Below are 18,035 nucleotides of genomic sequence, written 5' to 3'. Positions count from 1 at the left end.
GCCTCTATTTCATGCCCTTTAACCGCGCATGCGCTACTGCGACGCGAGCGGCGAGCGCGGCGTTGTTGCGGACCAGCGCGATATTGGCCTTCAGGCTGCGGCCTTGCGAAAGCTCATTGATGCGGGCGAGCAGGAACGGCGTCAGCTCCTTGCGGCCGATGCCGCGTGTCCCGGCTTCGGCCACGGCCGCGGCGATCGTGCCGTCGGTGAAGGCCGGATCGAGCGCATCCACTTCCGGAATCGGGTTGGCGACGAGGATGCCGGTGCCCGAGCCGATCTGCTCGTGCAGCAGCATGGCCCCCGCAATGTCCTCCGGCGTGTCGAGGCGGTGATCGGCTTTCAGTCCGCTGGAGCGCGTATAGAAGGCAGGAAAATCGTCGCTCTGATAGGCAATCACCGGCACGCGCTGGGTCTCCAGATATTCCAGCGTCTTTGCAATATCGAGGATCGATTTCACGCCGGCGCAGACGACGGTCGTGCCGGTCTGGCCGAGTTCGGTAAGGTCGGCCGAGATATCGAAGGTGGCCTCGGCGCCACGATGCACGCCGCCGACGCCGCCGGTTGCGAAAATGCCGATGCCGGCGAGCGCAGCAATCCGCATCGTCGCCGAGACGGTGGTTCCGGCCGAGCCGCCGCGCACCATGATGGCGGCGAGGTCGCGCCCTGACGCCTTGACCACGTCCTTAGCCGCGGCAAGCCGTTCCAGCTCACGGTCATCAAGCCCGACTTTGATCTTGCCGGCGACCACCGCGATCGTGGCGGGCACGGCGCCGTTCTCGCGCACCACGGTTTCGACGCCGCGCGCGGTCTCCAGATTGGCAGGATAGGGCATGCCATGGGTGATGATCGTCGATTCCAGCGCCACCATCGCGCGGCCGTCTCGAAGCGCTGCCGCGACTTCGTCGTTCAGGTGGAGGAGGGAAGATTTCATCATCGTGTCACTTTCAGGGTCGTCCCACTTTCAAGCGGGAATGCGGTACATGCCGGCGGTGAGGAAGCGCGGCGACAGATCGGGATGGACGCTGGATTCGCTCTCGGTGGTCAGCGTGGCGAGCAGCGCCCCGGCGCGCGCTGCGTCGAGCACGGGATCTCCCGAAAGCACCTTGTACATGGTGCCGGCAATCATCGCGTCGCCGGCGCCGGTGATGTCGACCGCGCGGGCCGGGACGGAACGCATCGTCGCCAAGCCGCTTTCGGTCGCCACCGCAAATCCATGCGCGCCCATGGTCACGATGACCTCGGCAGCACCTGCCGCGCGCAGCGCCGCCGCGGCTTCCTTCGGCTTCAGCCGCTTGTCGGCGTCGGCGATGCCAAGCATCGCGTTGGCCTCGTCGTGGTTGGTGAACAACAGGTCGATGCCGGTCAGGTCCTTCGGCAAGCGTGCGGATTTCGGCGACGAGACCGTGTCGACGGCGAGCTTGAAGCGCGCGCCCTGTTTGCGTGACATCAGCGCTTCGATCGTCGCGGCCGGCAGGTTGCAGTCGATGAACACCCAGGTCGCCGAAGCGAGATGCGGCCAGAAGCGGTCGAGATAGGATGGCGAAAACAGATCGAAGATCTCCATGTCGGCAATGCCGAGCACGAGATCGTTGTTGGGATCGAGGATGGCCGCATATTCGGCCGTCGGTCGTTCCGTGGTGGTGATGACCTGGCTGACGTCGGCGCCGAGGTCGCGCAAATGCCGCACCAGCGAGCGGCCGGTTTCATCGTCACCGACAATCGAGACGAAGCTGACGTCGACGCCGAGGCGGACAAGGTTCTCGGCGACGTTGCGGGCGACACCGCCGAAGCTGCGATAGCCGTCGACCGGGTTCGACGTCTCGAAGATCAGATCCTTCTTGGCGTGGTATTTGCGGTCCAGAACCGCGCCGCCGATGCAGATCATACGCTTGGAGGCCGGCAACACATAGCCACGGCCGAGAATGTAACCCTTGTTGACGAGCTGCATGATGTGGGCCGCGACGGTCGAGCGGGCGATGCCTAGCGCGGTTGCTATGTCCTGCTGGCCGGCGAACGGGTTCGCCGCGATGAGATCCAGAACCGCTTGTTCCTGTGCTCCAAGGTCGTCCATCACTTCACCGGCCTGTTCGACTGAAGGCCTTCTGATATGAAGGACAACAGATGACTTTGTCAACATTTGTTTGCGCGGGAGGCACAGTGATGCCGGTCTAGCGGGTGTACTGAGCAGAGCGGTGGCTACGGCACCAGCATCAATGCGCCCGTGGTCTGCCTGGATTCGAGGTCGCGGTGGGCCTCGCCGGCATTGGTCAGGCTGTAGCGTCTGGGGGGCTCGATCCTGACGACGCCTTGCCGTAGCGCTGCGAAGAAACGATCGACGTGCGGCGAAAGCTTTGCCGGAGTGTCGGTATAATGGGCGTAATTGGGACGCGATATGGTGATCGACTTCGATGCAAATCGGCCGATATCCCAGTTGCCGACCGGTCCGGAGGTTTGCCCGAAACTGACGAGATGGCCGCGAATGCCGAGTGCCGCTAGTGAACCGCCGAACGTGTCGTTGCCGACCGCGTCATAGGCGACATCGGCACCAGCGCCGCCGGTCAGGCGCATAACGGCTTCAGCGAAATTATCGCGCGAATAAACGATGACGTGATGCGCGCGAAGACGTTCGACGATCCGCGCCTTGTCGTCGCTCGATACCGTGGCAATGACCGTTGCCCCTAAATGGCGGGCCCACTGCACCAGAAGCTGGCCGATACCGCCGGCGGCGGCGTGAATGAGAACGACGGAGCCTGGCTGCACGGCATGGACGTCGTGCAGCAGGAAACTCGCGCTGACGCCTTTGAGCAGGCTCGCGGCCGCGGTCTCGTCGGAAACGTCGTCCGAGAGCCGGACCAGCAGATCGGGCGCCATGTTGCGCCGCTCGGCATAGGCGCCGACCGGCGGGCAGGCATAGGCGACGCGGTCGCCGGCTGAAAAGCCCAAAACCTCCGAACCAAGCGCTTCAATGACGCCTGCAGCCTCCATGCCGGGCACATCAGGCGGCTGCAGGAGGTCGAAATAGCCGGTGCGGCAATAGACGTCGATGAAATTGACGCCGATCGCCGTATGACGAATTTGCACCTCGTTCGGCGCGGGCGGCGGCAATGCGATGTCTTTCAGCTGCAGCACCTCCGGCCCGCCATATTTTTCGACGAGGATCGCCCTGGTTCTCTCGATCTGGCCCGAAGTCGTGGCTCCGGAAGATGTGGGCCCGGAAGATATTGCAGGCGCGGTCCGCGGCAGGGCTGCCGATGGTGTCGGAGCGACCACCGGCGCTCTCGCATGGAAAGGTGCGGTTTTCGGCTTTCGACGCAAAAGGCTGCGAATAGCCTCAAAACCGGCTTGGTAGATGCCCTCGGTGACGAGCTTGACCAGCTCGTCGCGACGATGCGCGGGTGGATGGAACTCGGACCGCCACTCCCAGAAAGTGGCGTTGCCGTCGGTCACCGGCTTCAGCCGGATCGATGCGACATAGCCCATCAGCGGCAGCGGTGCTTCGAGCAGGCAATAGCTCAGCCGAAAGTCCTTATCGGACAGCGCCAGAAGCTGCTCGCGCAATTCGCCGCCGTCGGCCAGCCGGAAATGACGCACCGACCCCACCGCATCGACCGGCTCGCCGCCATCGATCTCGCTGAACGCGATGGCCGGATGCCAGCGCTCATGACCGTTGAAGTCGCGCAGGATCGACCAGACGTCCTCGATCGGCGCATTGATGATTGTGCTCTGGCGGACTTGAACCATAGCGCAGGCGTCAGCGCCCGAAGCGCTGCTTCAGTGCGCTGAGCGCAGCCTGGAATACGCCGGTGCCGATCTGGTGCGTCAGCGTTGCCTCGCGTTCGGGGGCGCAGTCGAACTCAGCCTGCCACTCGGCCAAGGTCAAATTGCCATCGGTGATCGGCGTCAGCGACAGCGTTGAGATGTAATTTTCCACCGCCATCGGGCTTTCCAGGATCGCGTAGCTGCAGGACAGGTCATAGTCGGACAGCGCCAGCAATCTTTCGCGAATCCGCCCGCCATCCCTGAGCACGAAATTTCTGATACAACCGATCTGGTCGGGATGCGCATTTTGCTCGATGCGGCTTTCGGTGACGAACGGCGCCCAGCTTGGCAGCGCGTTGAAATCGCGAACGACCTTCCAGACCTCCGCCGCCGGCGCAGGAATGACCGAGGAAACATAGACCTTGGTCATGCCAGGCAGCCGCCAGCGTGACACAAGCGGCCGAGACATTCCGATTCGATTGCGCACCGCATGGACTGCACGATCAAGTCAGCGGTCGCGATCGTCATCGTCGTCCTTGCTGATCTTGCCCTTGCCTTTCTTGTCGCGGGTCAGGCTCGAAATGTCCTTGGCGTCACGCAGCACATCGGTCATCCGCCCGAGCGAACCGCCCTCGATGCCTATCTCCTTCATGAGATTGTCGATCATCGGCGCCTGTACCCGATAGCGCAGCGCCGAATCGATCACTTCGTCGGTGACGTTGCGGTTGCCTCCGGGCCCGCCATTGATGCCATCGACATGCAAGATCTTGATGCCGTCGATCTTCTCCATCGGCTTGACGCTTTCGCGGATGATGCCTTCCATATGGTCGAGCAATTTGCCGCGCAGACGGCCGGCGCGAGCCTCATCGGAGAGCAGGTTTTCGGCCTCGTTGAGCTGGCGGTGACCGGCGGCGTCGACCTCGTAGCGCTGGGCCGCGGCAAGGGCGTGAATCTTTTCGGATTCGGCCGAGGCGACGGCGGCGATCTTCTGCGCTTCGGCGAGGCTTTTGGCAGCCTTCATCTCGGCATCGGCCGCCGCGGTTATGCGCAGGGCCTCGCGCTCTGCCTCACGGGCGGCGCCGATCAGGTCGGTCAATTTGCGGCGTTCGGCGATCTCGCGTTCGCGGGCAGTGAAGGCCTGCTCCTCGGCTTGGATGGCCTTGGCGCGGACCGCTTCCGAAGCAGCGATTGCCGAAGACCGCTCCTGCGTCTTCTTGGCGATGTCGATGGCCTTCTGGATCTCGGCGATCTCGATCTTCTGGTCGCGGTCGACACCAAGCTGGCGCAGGTCGCGGTCCTTGATCAGCCGGGCTTCCTCGATGCCGCGCTCGGTGGTGATGCGGGCGCGCTCGACTTCTTCGCTGGCCGATATCTCGGCCTCTTCGAAAGCCTGGCGCTTGGCGATCTGCAGCGCTTCGAGGTGACGTTCCCGCGCAATCCTCACTTCATCGATGGCGCGCTCCTGATCGATACGGGCCGTTTCGGTCGTCTGGTTCTCGACAATTTCGGCGCGTCGCTTTTCCGCTTCGGCCCTGGTGACCTCGAGCGCTTTTTCCGCCAAGGCGATCTGACGTTCGAGCTCGGCGATTTCGAGCGCCTTCTTGCGCTCGATCTCCAGTTGGCTCTGCGTGCCTTCACGCTCGATGCGCGCCTTCTCCAGCGCAAGCTCGAGCGCTATCTGCTCGCGCTCGGTCAGTTCGCGCATTTTCATTTCCGTCTCGTCGAGCGCACGGCGTCGGGCAATCTCGCGGCGCTGGGTGTCTTCTTCGTTCTTGATGCGCTCCTCGGTGATGTTGCGCTCCTGGTTGAGGCGCGATTTCTCGACCGCTTCGCGCGAAGAAAGCTGCGCCTGCTCCGACTCCTGGTCACGCAGTGCGCGCTCGATGGCGAGTTCGGAACGCTGCGAGGCGCGGCGTATCTCGACTTCGCGCTCCTGTTCGAGGCGGGCATATTCGGTGTCGCGGTCGATCTCCAGCACCTTGCGCTGGGTATCGAGGTTCTGGTTGCGGATATCGACCAGCGTGCGCTGCTCGATCTCGTTGCGCATCCTGCGCCGCGTCTCGATCGATTCGGTGAGCTGGGTCAGGCCTTCGGCGTCGAAGGCGTTGGAGGGATCGAAATATTCGAGGCTGGTCTGGTCGAGGTCGACGATGGCGACGCTCTCCAGTTCGAGCCCGTTGGCGGCGAGCGATTCCGAGGCGAGTTGGCGGACCTTGGCGGCGTAGTCGCCGCGCAACTCGTGCATCTCCTCGAGCGTCATCTGGGCCGCGACCGTGCGCATGGCGCCCGCAAACTTGCCTTCAAGCAGTTCGCGCAGACTGTCGGGCTGCAGCGTACGGCGGCCGAGCGTCTGAGCGGCTGCGGCAACCAGCTCGCGGCTCGCCCCGACACGGACAAAGAACTCGGCGACCAGATCGACGCGCATCCGGTTTTTGGTGATCAGCGCAAAACCATCTTCGCGGCGCACCTCGATGCGCGAGACATTCATGTTGACCGGCGTGATTTCGTGCAGCACCGGAATGACGAAGGCGCCGCCATTGACCACCACCTTCTCGCCCATGAAGCCGGTGCGCACGAATGCCGTCTCCTTGGTCGAGCGGCGATAAAGCCATCTGAGAACATAGACGGCGATCACCACGACGATCGCGGCAATGATCAGCCACAAAAGGAAAGCGCCAAAGGTCTGCGCGGCCATTCTTTCTACCCTCCCAAACAGGATGCGGTCAGCCACCGGCGACCGGCATCAATTCCATAATCCGCCAACGCGAAAACCATCACGCCCGCCTCTGCAATTTCGGCGTGATCGCCTGGAACGCGTTGATGGCTGCGTCGACGAAAGACGGTTCGTTGATGTTCGACCGGACGCGCTCGACATGGCGCAGCGGCGTCTGGCGGACGGTCTTCTCGATCGCCTCGAACAGCGCATTGTCGGCCTCCGGATCGTGAAACGGCTGGCCTGGGGCGTCGAGCATCGACACGCCGCCCTCCGGCAGCAGGAACCGCACCGGGCCATTCATCGCGTTGAGGCGGGCGCCGATCCATTCGCCGAAGGCGCGGTTCTCGTCGCGCGTGGTCCGCATCAGCGTGACGTTCGGATTGTGGATGACGAAGTTACGGCTTCTGAATTTCTCCGGCACCGTGTCGCGCGGGCCGAAATTGACCATGTCCAGCGCCCCGGTCGAGCCGACATAGGGCAAGCCGGTACGGATCGCCGCGCCAAAGCGGTCGTCGGTCGCCGGGAACACGCCGCCGACAATCATGTCGGCGACTTCGGTCGTGGTCAGGTCGAGGAAGGCTGAGAGATGCCGGGAGTCACCGAGATTTTCCATGGCGCGCCCACCAATTCCGGTGGCATGGAAGACAAGACAGTCATAGTCCGCTTCAAGACGCTTGGTCGCCGCCTGCACTGCCGGCGTGGTGACGCCGAACATGGTGATGCCGACGGCCGGACGCGCCAGCTTGCGTTTGGCCTCCCACGCCTCGGCATTGGGAAGCTGCGCGACCATACCCGCCATCGCATGCGCGGCGTTGGAAAGCACCTGTTCGGTGATCGAGTTCAACCCCTGAACGTCTGCCACCGAATGGAACATCATGATGTCGGCGCCGCCGACATATTTGGCGACGTCGCCGGCGGCGACAGTCGAGACCATCAGCTTAGGTATACCGACGGGCAGCCTGCGCATGCCAGCCGTGGCCAGCGTGGTGCCGCCGGAACCGCCCGCCGAAATAACCCCGCCGATGCGCGGCTCGCGCTCGATCCAGCGCGCAAAGGCTTCGGCCATGGCGCTTACCGAACCGCCGCGATCATTGATGAAAACGGCCGAAGACCCCAGCGCATGCATGCCGGCGACCTGCATGGCGGGAACATCGGCGCTCGACGGCTTTCCCGACGTCGACAGGTCGACGGTGCGCACCGGTACACCTAGCGATTTCAGGCGGTCGGCGACGAAGCGCAATTCCTTGGCCTTGGTGTCGAAAGTGCCGGCGACCAGAACGGTCCTGCCGATACGTTCGGCGAAGGGAATGGCGAAGACCTTTTTCAGCTCGTCCTGCGGCGCTGCCTTCTCGACCGCCGCTTGCCGCATCGCCGTCACCGGCACATTCCAGCGGTTCGGCAGTTCGGTCACCGGGCGGTAGATGCCGTCTCGCGGAGCAGCGTCCTGCGAAGCACCTCGATCGATGCGATAGACTTCGGCCAGCTGTTGTTGCGCCTGTGCCGCCGCCGCTGGCGTCATAGCGGACTCGTCTGAATGGCGGCCGACACCGAGCAGTCGCTGCTGCAGTTCACGGTCGGCGGCAAGTGCTGCGGCATCCATGACCCGGTTGATGCGCCCGTTGACCATAATGGCGACGCGATCGGACACAGCGGTGGCGACGCCGATATTCTGTTCGATGACGAGGATTGCCATCTCGCCTTCCTCGGCCAGCGTCACCAGCATACGCTCGACTTGCCCGACGATGACAGGTGCGAGCCCCTCGGTCGGCTCGTCCATGACCAGCAGCTTCGGATCGCTCAACAGCGCGCGCGAGATCGCCAGCATCTGCTGTTCGCCGCCGGAGAGCTGCGATCCGCCATTGGTCCGGCGTTCGGCGAGGCGCGGAAAAATCTGATAGACGCGCTCGACCGTCCAATTCGCATCACGCCGGTTGCCGGCCGCGAGGCGCAGATGCTCGTCGACCGTCAGGCTTGGCCAGACGCGCCGGCCCTGCGGCACATAGCCGACGCCGAACCGGTGAATCTCATGCGGTTCGAGTGAGGAAATCTCGCGGCCGTTGACCCGGATCGACCCGGAGCGCGCGCGCTTCAGCCCCGTGATGGTGTTGCAGAGCGTCGTCTTGCCCATACCGTTGCGGCCGACGACCGACAGTACGCCGCTGTCCAACGTCAGTGACACGCCCTGCAGCGCATGGCTCTCGCCGTAATAGACTTGCAAATCCTCTATTCTGAGGACCGCCTTCCCGGACGGAGGCGTTGGGCCGAACGGAGATATGGGGCCGGCAGGAACGCGGCGTTCAGCCATGCTTGCCTCCGAGATAGATTTCCTGGACCTCCGGATCAGCTTCGATCTCTTGCGGCGTGCCCTCCTTGAACAAGCGGCCATTGTGCATCATCGAAACATACTCCGAGACACGCAGCGCAACGTCGAGATCGTGTTCGATGATAACATAGCCGATATGCTTCGGCAGCCCATTGAGGATCGCCACCAGATCGCGGCGCTCGGTCGGCGACAGCCCTGCCGCCGGTTCGTCGAAGAGGATGAAACGCGGCGCACCAGCCAGCGCCAATGCGATCTCCAACTGCCGTTGCTGGCCATGGCTGAGCGTCGCCACCAGCGCGTCGCGCCAGGCTTCCAGATGCACAGCGTGCAGGATCGATTCCGCCTGCACCCTGTTGACGTCGGTGGCCTTGGGTCGAAGCAACGAGAACCGCCGGCGCGACACGCCCCGGCATGCCAAGAAAATGGAATCGAGGACCGACAGGCCCTTGAACAGTTGCGAAATCTGATAGGTGCGCCTCAGGCCACGCCGGATGCGTTCATGCGGCGGCAGGTCGGTGATATCCTCGCCGAAAAAACGGATGCGGCCGGCGGTCGGCAGAAAGTCGCCGGTCACGGCATTGAACAGTGTGGTCTTGCCGGCGCCGTTGGAGCCGAGAACCGCGCGCCGTTCGCCGGCCGCGATCCTCATATTGATGCCCGAGAGCGCCACCAGAGCACCGAAATGACGCGCAACGCCGTCCAGTTCCAGTGCATAGGCACCGGTTCCCTGCAGACGGGCTGCCATGTCGTTTTCGGCCACTGGCGATCGCTCCTGCGTTACGGCCGGTTACGGGCAGCTCGGATTATCGCGACTGACGGCGCCTAGCGCGCTGAAATCCGCCTCCGGTATTCCGAGGGTCTGGTTGACCTGCGGAACAACCTTGATCAGCTTGTTCATGAGATTGCCATCCGAACCTTCGGTGACCTCGGTCAGGTAGATATCGGCGATCGCGTTACGGTTCTTGTCGAGCGAAACCTTGCCGGTCGGCGTCTCGAACGAAAGCGTCGAAAGCGCATCTCGCAGCTTTGCACCGCCATCGGACACGTCGCCCCCAACCTTGTCGAGGCCAAGCAGCGCGGCTTTCATGTTGATGTAATAGGCATGAGCAAAGAGCGAGGGCGACGGGAAGGCGCCGGGCTGTTTCTTGTACTGCTCGACGAATTTCGTCCACGACGGGGAGTCGTTGGTATCGGCAGTCGGGCCGGCGGCCGGCGTGCCGATCAGGACGTCGCGCAACTTGCCCTTCGAGGTCAGCACGGTCTGGTCGACGGTAATGGAGCCACCGATCAAGGGTGCCGAGCCGCCGGACTGCTGGTATTGCGTCAGGAAATTGACGGCATCGGCGCCGCCGAGTGCGACATAGATGGCGTCGACATCGTCGGGAATGGCGGCGATGACGGAGGAGTAGTCTTTGTTGCCGATCGGCACCCAGGACTTGGACGGCACCTGGCCGCCGGCCTTGCAGAACTCGGCCATGAAGCCGAAGACCTGCGTGTACGGGAAGGAATAATCCTCGGCGACGGTGGCGACCCGCTTGTAACCCTTGTCGGTGAAGGCATAGGTGCCTAGGCCCGCCATCCACTGGGCGCCGTCCGTTCCGAAGCGGAAGAAGTTGTCCGCCGGATTGCGGAATGTCGTGTCCTGGGCTGCCGAGGCGCCATTGAGGAATGTCACGGTCGGCTGGGTCTTGGCATAGTCCTTGACGGCCAGACCCTCATCGCCCGAAAGCGGACCGACCAGCACCTTGACGCCGTCCTGCTCGACCAGCTTGCGCGCTGCGCGCACGGCGCTGTCCGGAGAGGCGTCGGACGATCCTTTGACGATCTCGACCTTTTTGCCGGCGACCATGCCGTTGACCTCGTCGAGCGCCGTCTTCGCGCCACGCTCTCCATCTTCGCCGAGTACCGTGAATGGGCCCTCGAAGGTGGCGAGCAGGCCGATCTTGATCGTGTCGTCGGCAGCAAGCGAAAGCGACGGAGCGACCAGCCCAGTCGCCAGCGCCAGCGCAAGCAGTGTGCGTCGATGTATCCTCATGTTTTCCTCCCTTTGATTGACGTTTTCGCAGTGGTTCATTCCATCCCGGCGACTAGGGGCCGGGACGCAAGGACTCCTGGGCAAGATGCGGTTTGATCCTCCCCCACAACCCAAGAATTCCGTCTGGCGAGACGAAGACGATCACCAGGAAGACAAGGCCGATCAGCGTGTTGAAACGCTCGGCTCCGACGATGTCGATGGCGAAGGTCTGCATCAGGACTACGACGAGCGCGCCGAAGAAAGGGCCGATCGGATGCCGCAAACCGCCGATGACGGCGATGATCAGCACATCGAGCGCTGCGTCCACGCCGATGGTGCCGGGCGAAACGCGGCCGTTGAACCAGACCAGGAGCACACCGGCCAGACCGGCAATGATGCCAGCGAGGAACCAGGCGAAGACTTTGTGCGCGGTGACGTCATAGCCTAGCGCGCGCATCCGCCGCGGGTTGTCGCGGATCGCCTGCAAGGTCAAGCCGAAGGTGGAGCGGGAGCCGTAGAATATGGCCGCATAGGACAGGACCGCAAAACCGAGACAGAGGTAATAGAAGGCTTTCGGATCGCGCCAGTTGACGCCCCAGAACGAGGGAGCGTGGATGCCGGCGTATCCGGAATGGCCATTGAAGATCGCGTAGTTCTGCTGGGCGAAATAGTAGGTGGCGGTGGCGATCGCCAGCGTGATCATGATGGTGTAGATGCCTTCGGTGCGCACCGAGATCCAGCCGATCAGCGCCGATGCCACCGCGGCCGCCATTACAGCGAAAGGCGCCGCCAGCCACCACGGCCAGCCGAAGCCGAGCACGTTCGAATTGTTGTTGCCGAGGATGGCGATGGCATAAGCGGCGATGCCGGCGACGGTGATCTGCGCCAAGCTGACCATGCCGCCATAACCCGCCAGCATCATCAGCGACAAAGCAAGCATGCCGAAGATAAGCGAATAGCCGCCGATCTGCGTCAGGAAGAAATCCGATGCCACCAGCGGATAGAGGACTAGGGCGACGGCCAGGATAATGTGGCCCGGGCCGAGCTTTTCCAGCCATGTCTGTTGGGGCGCTCTGGCATCCGCGGCAAGGGTCAGGCTCATCGCGCTTTCCCCATGATGCCTTGCGGCCGGACCGCCAGCGCCACCACCATGATGACGAAGGTGAGCACGATGCCGTAGGTCGGGAAATAGACGAGGCCGATCTGCTCGGCGAGGCCGATCAGCAGTGCGCCAATGGCGGCGCCTGATATCGAGCCCATGCCGCCGACGATGACGACGACAAGCGAGGCAAGCAAATAGCGGACATCTTCGCCCGGCGCGACCGAGAGCGCCGAACCGCCGACGACGCCGGCAAAGCCGGCAAGTCCAGCGCCGACAGCAAAGACGATGGCAAATACTGCATGCACGTTGACGCCGGAGGCCGACAGCATGGCGCGATCATCGACGCCGGCGCGGATCATCATGCCGACGCGCGTCTTGTTCAGCATCAGCCAGAGACCGACGCCGATGACGATCGCCGCCGCCAGCACGACAAGGCGGTAGAGCGGATAGGTGAGAAAAACCGATGCGCCGTTCGATCGCACCGCGGTGATCACCGGGAGCGTCAGTGCACCGTCGAGCCATTCCGGCACCGCGATCTGATAGGTGCCGCCGGCCCAGACGGCCAGCATCAGGTCGGCGGCGACGATCGAGATGCCGATGCTGACCAGCGTTTGGCGCAGGTCGTCGCCTTCCAGGCGACGGAAGACGAAAATCTGCATGACGACGCCGACCGCCGCCAGAACGATGAAGCCGGCGGCGACACCCAGCAACCAATAGCCGGTGCGGTTCGCCACTTCGTAGCCGATATAGGCGCCGAGCAGATAGAGCGAGCCATGCGCAAGATTGACATTGCGCATCAGCCCGAAGATCAGCGTAAAGCCGCTGGCAACCAGGAAATAGAGGCCGGCCAGTGTGACCCCGTTGAGGATCGCGCTGACGAAAGCCTTCTTCGAGATCAGGATGGCGTTCAACCAAGCCGGCCAGACGGCGAAGACCAGCCATGCGACGAGCGCGGCGGCAAGCAGCCAGAAAAGGCCCCATGCCTGCCGGCGCGTCATGCCGCCACCCGCCATCGACGAGGAGGATAGCTGGGACGACGACGATGGCTGGTCGAGGATGCTCATGCCGTCAGCCGGCGGCGCTGCTCGTTCAAGCGCGGTGCCTTGTGGAACTTGCCGTCCTTCATGATGGCGAGGATGCGGTTCTTGTCCTGCAGGATGCGCACATCCGAAATCGGGTCGCCGTCGATCAGCAGGAGGTCTGCGAGATAGCCTTCCTTGATCATGCCGAGTTCATCACCCATGCCCATGATCTGCCCGCCGTATTTGGTCCCGGCCTGGATCGCTTCCATCGGCGAGAAGCCGAGCATCTCGACGAAGGTCTGAATGTCCTTGGCGTTGGTGCCTTGCGGCGTCCAGGCAAAACCATAGTCGCCGCCAATGCACACGCGGATGCCGCGCCGGTGCATCTTCTTCATCGTGTCGACGCACATTTCGAGCTCGCGCTCATATTCGAGCGACAGCGGCGATCCGGGCTTGATGCCCCACTGCTCGGCATGGCGCGCGGTGTTGATCAGCCAGGCGATGCCGGGTGCGACGAAATGCTTGTCCTTCGCCGCCTCGAGCATGTCGAGCGATTCTTCGTCGGCAAACGAGGCGTGGTAGATGTTCTGGATGCCGTGGCGGATGCATTGTTTGACCGAGCCGGACGAACGCGCATGGGCCGACAGCACCTTGTTGCGGCAGCGTGCCTCGGAGGCGGCCATGGCAACCTCTTCCTCCGACATCGGCGTCTCTTCGGCGCCCATGCCGGTGATGCTCTCGCCGGACAGATTGAGCTTGATCGAATCGACGCCGTATTTGATCAGCTGGCGCACTGTGCGGCGGATCTCTTCGGGGCCCGAGACGACGATGCCTAGATTGAGGCCTTCATGCGGGATGTGCGAAGGCGCGGAATCGCCGAGGCCGCCGACGGTGGTGATTTCCGGCCCCGCCGCGAGGTAACGCGGGCCCGGGAAGCGACCCTGGTTGATGAACTTCTTGGCAACGACGTCGAGGCGGGGCTTGGCGGCTGCCGCCCCCCTGCCCGCCGTGAAGCCGGCATCGAGCACCAGCTTGGCCATCTCCATGGTGACCAGCATGTGCTCTTCGACCTCCATCATCTGGATCGGGTCGATGCCGGGTGCGTTGTTCCAGGACAAATGCAGATGCGCGTCGATCATGCCGGGCATCAGCGTCGCGCCCATGCCGTCGATCGTCGTGACACCTGCGGGCGCGCCAGCATAGGACGATGATGCAGAGGAGGAGCCAAAGCGCGACGAGCCCTTGGTGATCTGCTTGATGCGGTTGCCCTGGACCAGCACTTCGCCGGTGTATGGATACTCCCCGGTCGCATCGAGCACACGCACATTGGTAAAGAGCGTGTTGCCCGAACCGTTGCCGTTCCAGCCGTCGTCTGCCATCAGAAAACCTCCCAAACTGTCGAGCGCACTTTTTTACGCCCGAATTCCGATCCTCACCTATCAACGCGTCTCAAAAAATCGGCGAGCTTCTGGCTGCTTTCGCGGGGGCACTCCACCGTCGCCCAATGTCCGCACCGATCGAGAGACGAGAATATGGCCCCCTTGATCCTGTCGGCAAGCGCCTGGCCGACGCTCATCGGGTTGACCGTGTCGGCATCGCCGGTGACCAGCAAGGTCGGCGCCGAAATCCGCCTGACATCGACGGCCGTCGCCTTAGCCAGGGCTTCGCAGGTGCGGGCGTAGGATTCCGGATCCTGCCTGGTGATGGATTCGCGCACGAAGGCGACGGCTGCGGGCGACGTTTCCCTGGTATGCGCCGACAGCGCATTGGCGACGATCTGGTCGGCAATGTCGGCCATACCGCCCGAACGTGCCAGCCGTGCCCGGTTGCCAAGGCCTTGCCGCGTCGCCTCGACCGGCTCGGCCAGTGCACCGAACAGCGCCAGCGAACTCACCAGCGACGGCTGCGTTGCCGCAATCTGCTGACACACGATCGTGCCCATGGAATGGCCGACGAAATGGGCTCGCGTCACGCCCATGCCAGCCATGGCGCGAATGACGGCTTCGCTCATGATCTCGATCGTCAGCGGCTCGAGCGGCCTTGCCGAGCGCCCGGAACCCGGCAGATCGAGCCGGATGACACGGTAGGCCGAGAGCGTCTCCATCTGCGGCTGGAACATGTTCGATGTCCCGCCGAGGCCGTGGATCATGACGACCGGGTGACCCTCGCCGTTGACTTCAGCAACAATCTGGCCGACGGTGACAGTCGTCATTGGACCCGCTCCACGATCCGGTTCTCCAGCGTGCCGATGCCGTCGATCTCGACCCGGACAAGATCGCCGGCCTTGAGATATTTCGGCGGATCGAAGCCGATGCCGACGCCAACCGGCGTGCCGGTGGCGATGATGTCGCCCGGCTTCAGGGTGATGCCTTGCGACAGTGTCGAGATGATCGTCGGAATATCGAAGATGAGCAGCGATATTTTGGAGTTCTGGCGAAGATCATCGTTGACGAAACAGCGCACCGAAGCGTTTTCCAGATCGAACTCGTCCTTGGTGATCGCCCACGGCCCCATCGGGCAAAAAGTATCCTGCGACTTGCCGATCAGCCACTGGCTGTATTTGCCTTGCAGATCGCGCGCGGTGACGTCATTGACGATCGTGTAGCCCCAGACGTGATCGTAAGCGTCCGCCTTCGAAATGCCGCGCCCGCCTTTGCCGATGATGACGGCCAGTTCCGCCTCATAATCGATCGCCGTCGACACGGAAGGGTCGATCAGCACGCTCGAATGCGTTGCCACGACCGATTCCGGGACTTTCGAGAAAATGATCGGGTGCTGTGGAATGGCGCCTGAACCGGCGCTCGAATCGAAGCCGCTACGCGCAAATTCGTGCGCATGTTCGTAATAGTTCTTGCCGACGCAGAAAATATTGCGGGCAGGCAGCGGGATTGGCGCCTCGAGTTCGACCTGCGCGAGCGGCAGCGGCGAAAGCGTCCGCGGCATCCCGGCCCCGTTCCGCCGCAATAGCGCCAGCACTCCCAATTGTGCCTGCTCGACGGGGATATCAAAAGGAGCAACCGACTGACTGTCGAGGTCGACAATTCCGACGCGACGTTCACCTGCGATCGAAAATGTCGCGACCCTCATCCCGTCTCTCCTTGAACCTTTTATGAGCCAATGTCCGCTCTTTCACTACACGCTACCGCCGATTGGTTTAGGTCGCAAGAGGAGTTTCGGGGAGAATCCGATAAAATCCGCCAAAATAGGCGCCTGGATTCGCCCAGGCGCTAGACCAACGGTGCAGACGCTGATATTATTGGCTCAATATTGGATCAGATAAGAGCATTTGCCGGATGCCCAAGCTCGTCGCCAACGACATCGCCACAATGCTCAAGAAGCGGATTTCATCCGGGGAATGGCTTGAAGACGGCAGGATGCCACCCGAGCGCGATTTGGCGGTCGAGTTCGGCGTCGCGCGCAATACGGTGCGGCGCGCCGTCGGTTTCCTGGAGGACGACGGAACGGTTGTCCGGCATGTGGGAAGAGGCACCTTCCTGACCGCAACCAATCCGGGCTCCATCGCAGCGACAGTCGCGCGGATGGAGGGCACCAGCCCTGCCGACATGATGGAGATCAGGCAGTTGCTGGAACCGGCCGCGGCGGCCTTCGCCGCGACCAACGCCAGCATGGCGGAGCTGAATGCGGTTCGTGAAGCACACCAGACCGCATGCGAGGCCGAGGACATGCCGAACTTCGAGCATTGGGACGCCGAATTCCATCACCGCGTTTTTGCATGCTGCCGCAATGATTTCCTGAAAGAGATCCATAATCTCATGCGCACGATCCGCAACCAGTCGCCCTGGTTCGAAATGAAGAAACGTTCGTTTTCGGAAGAGCGGCGGCAAACCTATTGCAACGAGCATCAGAGCATATTGGACGCATTGCTGCATCGTGATCCGGAAGGCGCCAACCAAGCGATGCTCGCCCATCTCAAGACAGTCGAACGCAACCTTCTGGGCCGGTAGTTCCGAAAGCCGCACTCCTCGGCGCGAGTCCAGCTTCTTGAAGCGCGGCCGAGGTCGACCGGCTGAGATAATGCAACGGCGCGGTCCGCCATTTGAAACCGGAATGGCCGACACGAAACCGAGCCGGCTGGTACTGGTTGGCACTCGGCGTGGCATCACATTACTTAGGGCCGACGGCAAGAACTTTGAAAGCAGGCGGATGGGCCAACAAGAATTGATGTCGAAGCTGGGGCGGTTGGTTTCCGAGGAGCGGAACCCAAAGACGATGGATATCGACCTATTGCCGACCATCGAGGTCCTGCACAGGATCAATGACGAGGACAGCGGCGTTCCGGCCGCCGTCGAGAAGGTCATCCCGGAAATTGCGGCGGCGGTAGACCGGATCGTTACTGCGTTTCAAAAAGGTGCGCGGCTTGTCTACATGGGCGCCGGCACGAGCGGCCGACTGGGGCTCCTCGACGCCTCGGAGTGTCCGCCGACATTTGGCGTGCACGAGGACATGGTGCTCGGCCTGATCGCTGGCGGCTCCAAGGCGCTGGCGCGGGCTGCGGAAGGCGCCGAGGATGATCCGAAACAAGGCATGAGAGCATTGCAGGAGATCAAGCTGACCGCCGACGATGTCGTGGTCGGTATCGCCGCCAGCGGGCGCACACCTTATGTGATCGGCGGCTTGACCTATGCAAGGCAGGTGGGGGCGACAACCGTGGCGCTCTCCTGCAATCCCGGGTCGACCATCGCGGGCATTGCCGACATCGCCATCTCTCCGCTTGTCGGCCCCGAGGTTCTCGCCGGCTCGACCCGGTTGAAGTCCGGGACGGCGCAAAAACTGGTTCTCAACATGCTGACGACCGCTAGCATGATCCGCATTGGCAAGAGCTACCAAAACCTGATGGTGGATCTCAATCCCAGCAACAAAAAGCTCCTCGCCAGAGCGGCCCGGATCGTGATGCAGACGACCGGTTGCGGCGCACGCCAAGCACGACAGGCGCTCGACCAGACCGGCAATGACGTGAAGCTGGCGATACTGGTGACGATGACCAGCATGAGCGTCGAAGAAGCGCGCAAGGCGCTTGGCAATGCCGGAGGTTTCCTGCGAAAGGCAGTAGGCGAAAAGGCGTTGTGAAGCCGTGCCGA

General features: G+C 62.9%; 15 protein-coding genes. 2 read left to right on the top strand and 13 right to left on the bottom strand.

The window, feature by feature from the left end:
• Positions 1–4: 4 nt before the first annotated feature.
• The 13 genes from NKH73_RS21575 to NKH73_RS21515 form a co-directional block, all read right to left on the bottom strand.
• The gene (locus NKH73_RS21575) at positions 5–931 is read right to left on the bottom strand and encodes a pseudouridine-5'-phosphate glycosidase (protein WP_352936162.1); all 927 of its coding nucleotides are present in this window, start codon (positions 929–931) and stop codon (positions 5–7) included.
• A 30-nt stretch (positions 932–961) separates the two neighbouring features.
• On the bottom strand, positions 962–2,071 hold the full coding sequence (locus tag NKH73_RS21570) for a carbohydrate kinase (RefSeq protein ID WP_352936028.1): 1,110 nt from the start codon (positions 2,069–2,071) through the stop codon (positions 962–964).
• Positions 2,072–2,196: 125 nt separating this feature from the next.
• Positions 2,197–3,741: an SRPBCC family protein gene (locus tag NKH73_RS21565; RefSeq protein WP_352936026.1), complete on the bottom strand. Its 1,545-nt coding sequence runs from the start codon at positions 3,739–3,741 to the stop codon at positions 2,197–2,199.
• Between the two features lie 10 nt (positions 3,742–3,751).
• Positions 3,752–4,189: an SRPBCC family protein gene (locus tag NKH73_RS21560; RefSeq protein ID WP_352936024.1), complete on the bottom strand. Its 438-nt coding sequence runs from the start codon at positions 4,187–4,189 to the stop codon at positions 3,752–3,754.
• A gap of 78 nt (positions 4,190–4,267) precedes the next feature.
• Positions 4,268–6,454 carry a flotillin domain-containing protein gene (locus NKH73_RS21555; protein ID WP_352936022.1) on the bottom strand — a complete coding sequence of 729 codons (2,187 nt, stop codon included), beginning with the start codon at positions 6,452–6,454 and terminating at the stop codon, positions 4,268–4,270.
• Between the two features lie 79 nt (positions 6,455–6,533).
• Positions 6,534–8,780, bottom strand: a complete 2,247-nt coding sequence (locus tag NKH73_RS21550; protein WP_352936019.1) for an ABC transporter permease — start codon at positions 8,778–8,780, stop codon at positions 6,534–6,536.
• Positions 8,773–9,543, bottom strand: coding sequence for an ABC transporter ATP-binding protein (locus NKH73_RS21545; protein ID WP_352936160.1), 771 nt, complete (start codon positions 9,541–9,543; stop codon positions 8,773–8,775). The genes NKH73_RS21550 and NKH73_RS21545 overlap by 8 nt, the downstream gene beginning before the upstream one ends.
• A gap of 42 nt (positions 9,544–9,585) precedes the next feature.
• Positions 9,586–10,833 (bottom strand): ABC transporter substrate-binding protein, encoded by a 1,248-nt coding sequence (locus NKH73_RS21540; RefSeq protein ID WP_352936016.1) that lies wholly within the window; start codon positions 10,831–10,833, stop codon positions 9,586–9,588.
• A 52-nt stretch (positions 10,834–10,885) separates the two neighbouring features.
• On the bottom strand, positions 10,886–11,914 hold the full coding sequence (locus NKH73_RS21535) for a branched-chain amino acid ABC transporter permease (RefSeq protein ID WP_352936013.1): 1,029 nt from the start codon (positions 11,912–11,914) through the stop codon (positions 10,886–10,888).
• Positions 11,911–12,927 (bottom strand): branched-chain amino acid ABC transporter permease, encoded by a 1,017-nt coding sequence (locus NKH73_RS21530; protein WP_352936158.1) that lies wholly within the window; start codon positions 12,925–12,927, stop codon positions 11,911–11,913. Before NKH73_RS21530 ends, NKH73_RS21535 begins: the two co-directional genes overlap by 4 nt.
• Before the next feature lie 47 nt (positions 12,928–12,974).
• Positions 12,975–14,315 (bottom strand): metal-dependent hydrolase family protein, encoded by a 1,341-nt coding sequence (locus NKH73_RS21525; RefSeq protein WP_352936009.1) that lies wholly within the window; start codon positions 14,313–14,315, stop codon positions 12,975–12,977.
• A 53-nt stretch (positions 14,316–14,368) separates the two neighbouring features.
• Positions 14,369–15,148: an alpha/beta fold hydrolase gene (locus NKH73_RS21520; protein ID WP_352936006.1), complete on the bottom strand. Its 780-nt coding sequence runs from the start codon at positions 15,146–15,148 to the stop codon at positions 14,369–14,371.
• Complete coding sequence (locus NKH73_RS21515) at positions 15,145–16,023, bottom strand: fumarylacetoacetate hydrolase family protein (protein WP_352936003.1); 879 nt, start codon at positions 16,021–16,023, stop codon at positions 15,145–15,147. The genes NKH73_RS21520 and NKH73_RS21515 overlap by 4 nt, the downstream gene beginning before the upstream one ends.
• A gap of 206 nt (positions 16,024–16,229) precedes the next feature.
• On the opposite strand from NKH73_RS21515, the gene NKH73_RS21510 reads away from it, so the two are divergent.
• Positions 16,230–16,901: a FadR/GntR family transcriptional regulator gene (locus tag NKH73_RS21510; RefSeq protein WP_352936000.1), complete on the top strand. Its 672-nt coding sequence runs from the start codon at positions 16,230–16,232 to the stop codon at positions 16,899–16,901.
• 199 nt (positions 16,902–17,100) lie between these two features.
• Positions 17,101–18,024 (top strand): N-acetylmuramic acid 6-phosphate etherase, encoded by a 924-nt coding sequence (murQ, locus tag NKH73_RS21505; RefSeq protein ID WP_352936156.1) that lies wholly within the window; start codon positions 17,101–17,103, stop codon positions 18,022–18,024.
• Positions 18,025–18,035 lie beyond the last annotated feature (11 nt).

Origin of the sequence: Mesorhizobium sp. M0938 (genome assembly GCF_040319125.1) — a bacterium.
Taxonomy (GTDB): domain Bacteria; phylum Pseudomonadota; class Alphaproteobacteria; order Rhizobiales; family Rhizobiaceae; genus Mesorhizobium; species Mesorhizobium robiniae.
The sequence above is the reverse complement of the archived record's forward strand: the minus strand, read 5'-3'. Positions and strand labels throughout refer to the sequence as shown.

Bases quoted from the DNA above. Each gene is read 5' to 3' on its own strand.
- NKH73_RS21575 (WP_352936162.1), bottom strand. From the start codon at position 931: ATGAAATCTTCCCTCCTCCACCTGAACGACGAAGTCGCGGCAGCGCTT.
- NKH73_RS21570 (WP_352936028.1), bottom strand. From the start codon at position 2,071: ATGGACGACCTTGGAGCACAGGAACAAGCGGTTCTGGATCTCATCGCG.
- NKH73_RS21565 (WP_352936026.1), bottom strand. From the start codon at position 3,741: ATGGTTCAAGTCCGCCAGAGCACAATCATCAATGCGCCGATCGAGGAC.
- NKH73_RS21560 (WP_352936024.1), bottom strand. From the start codon at position 4,189: ATGACCAAGGTCTATGTTTCCTCGGTCATTCCTGCGCCGGCGGCGGAG.
- NKH73_RS21555 (WP_352936022.1), bottom strand. From the start codon at position 6,454: ATGGCCGCGCAGACCTTTGGCGCTTTCCTTTTGTGGCTGATCATTGCC.
- NKH73_RS21550 (WP_352936019.1), bottom strand. From the start codon at position 8,780: ATGGCTGAACGCCGCGTTCCTGCCGGCCCCATATCTCCGTTCGGCCCA.
- NKH73_RS21545 (WP_352936160.1), bottom strand. From the start codon at position 9,543: ATGGCAGCCCGTCTGCAGGGAACCGGTGCCTATGCACTGGAACTGGAC.
- NKH73_RS21540 (WP_352936016.1), bottom strand. From the start codon at position 10,833: ATGAGGATACATCGACGCACACTGCTTGCGCTGGCGCTGGCGACTGGG.
- NKH73_RS21535 (WP_352936013.1), bottom strand. From the start codon at position 11,914: ATGAGCCTGACCCTTGCCGCGGATGCCAGAGCGCCCCAACAGACATGG.
- NKH73_RS21530 (WP_352936158.1), bottom strand. From the start codon at position 12,927: ATGGCGGGTGGCGGCATGACGCGCCGGCAGGCATGGGGCCTTTTCTGG.
- NKH73_RS21525 (WP_352936009.1), bottom strand. From the start codon at position 14,315: ATGGCAGACGACGGCTGGAACGGCAACGGTTCGGGCAACACGCTCTTT.
- NKH73_RS21520 (WP_352936006.1), bottom strand. From the start codon at position 15,148: ATGACGACTGTCACCGTCGGCCAGATTGTTGCTGAAGTCAACGGCGAG.
- NKH73_RS21515 (WP_352936003.1), bottom strand. From the start codon at position 16,023: ATGAGGGTCGCGACATTTTCGATCGCAGGTGAACGTCGCGTCGGAATT.
- NKH73_RS21510 (WP_352936000.1), top strand. From the start codon at position 16,230: ATGCCCAAGCTCGTCGCCAACGACATCGCCACAATGCTCAAGAAGCGG.
- murQ (WP_352936156.1), top strand. From the start codon at position 17,101: ATGGGCCAACAAGAATTGATGTCGAAGCTGGGGCGGTTGGTTTCCGAG.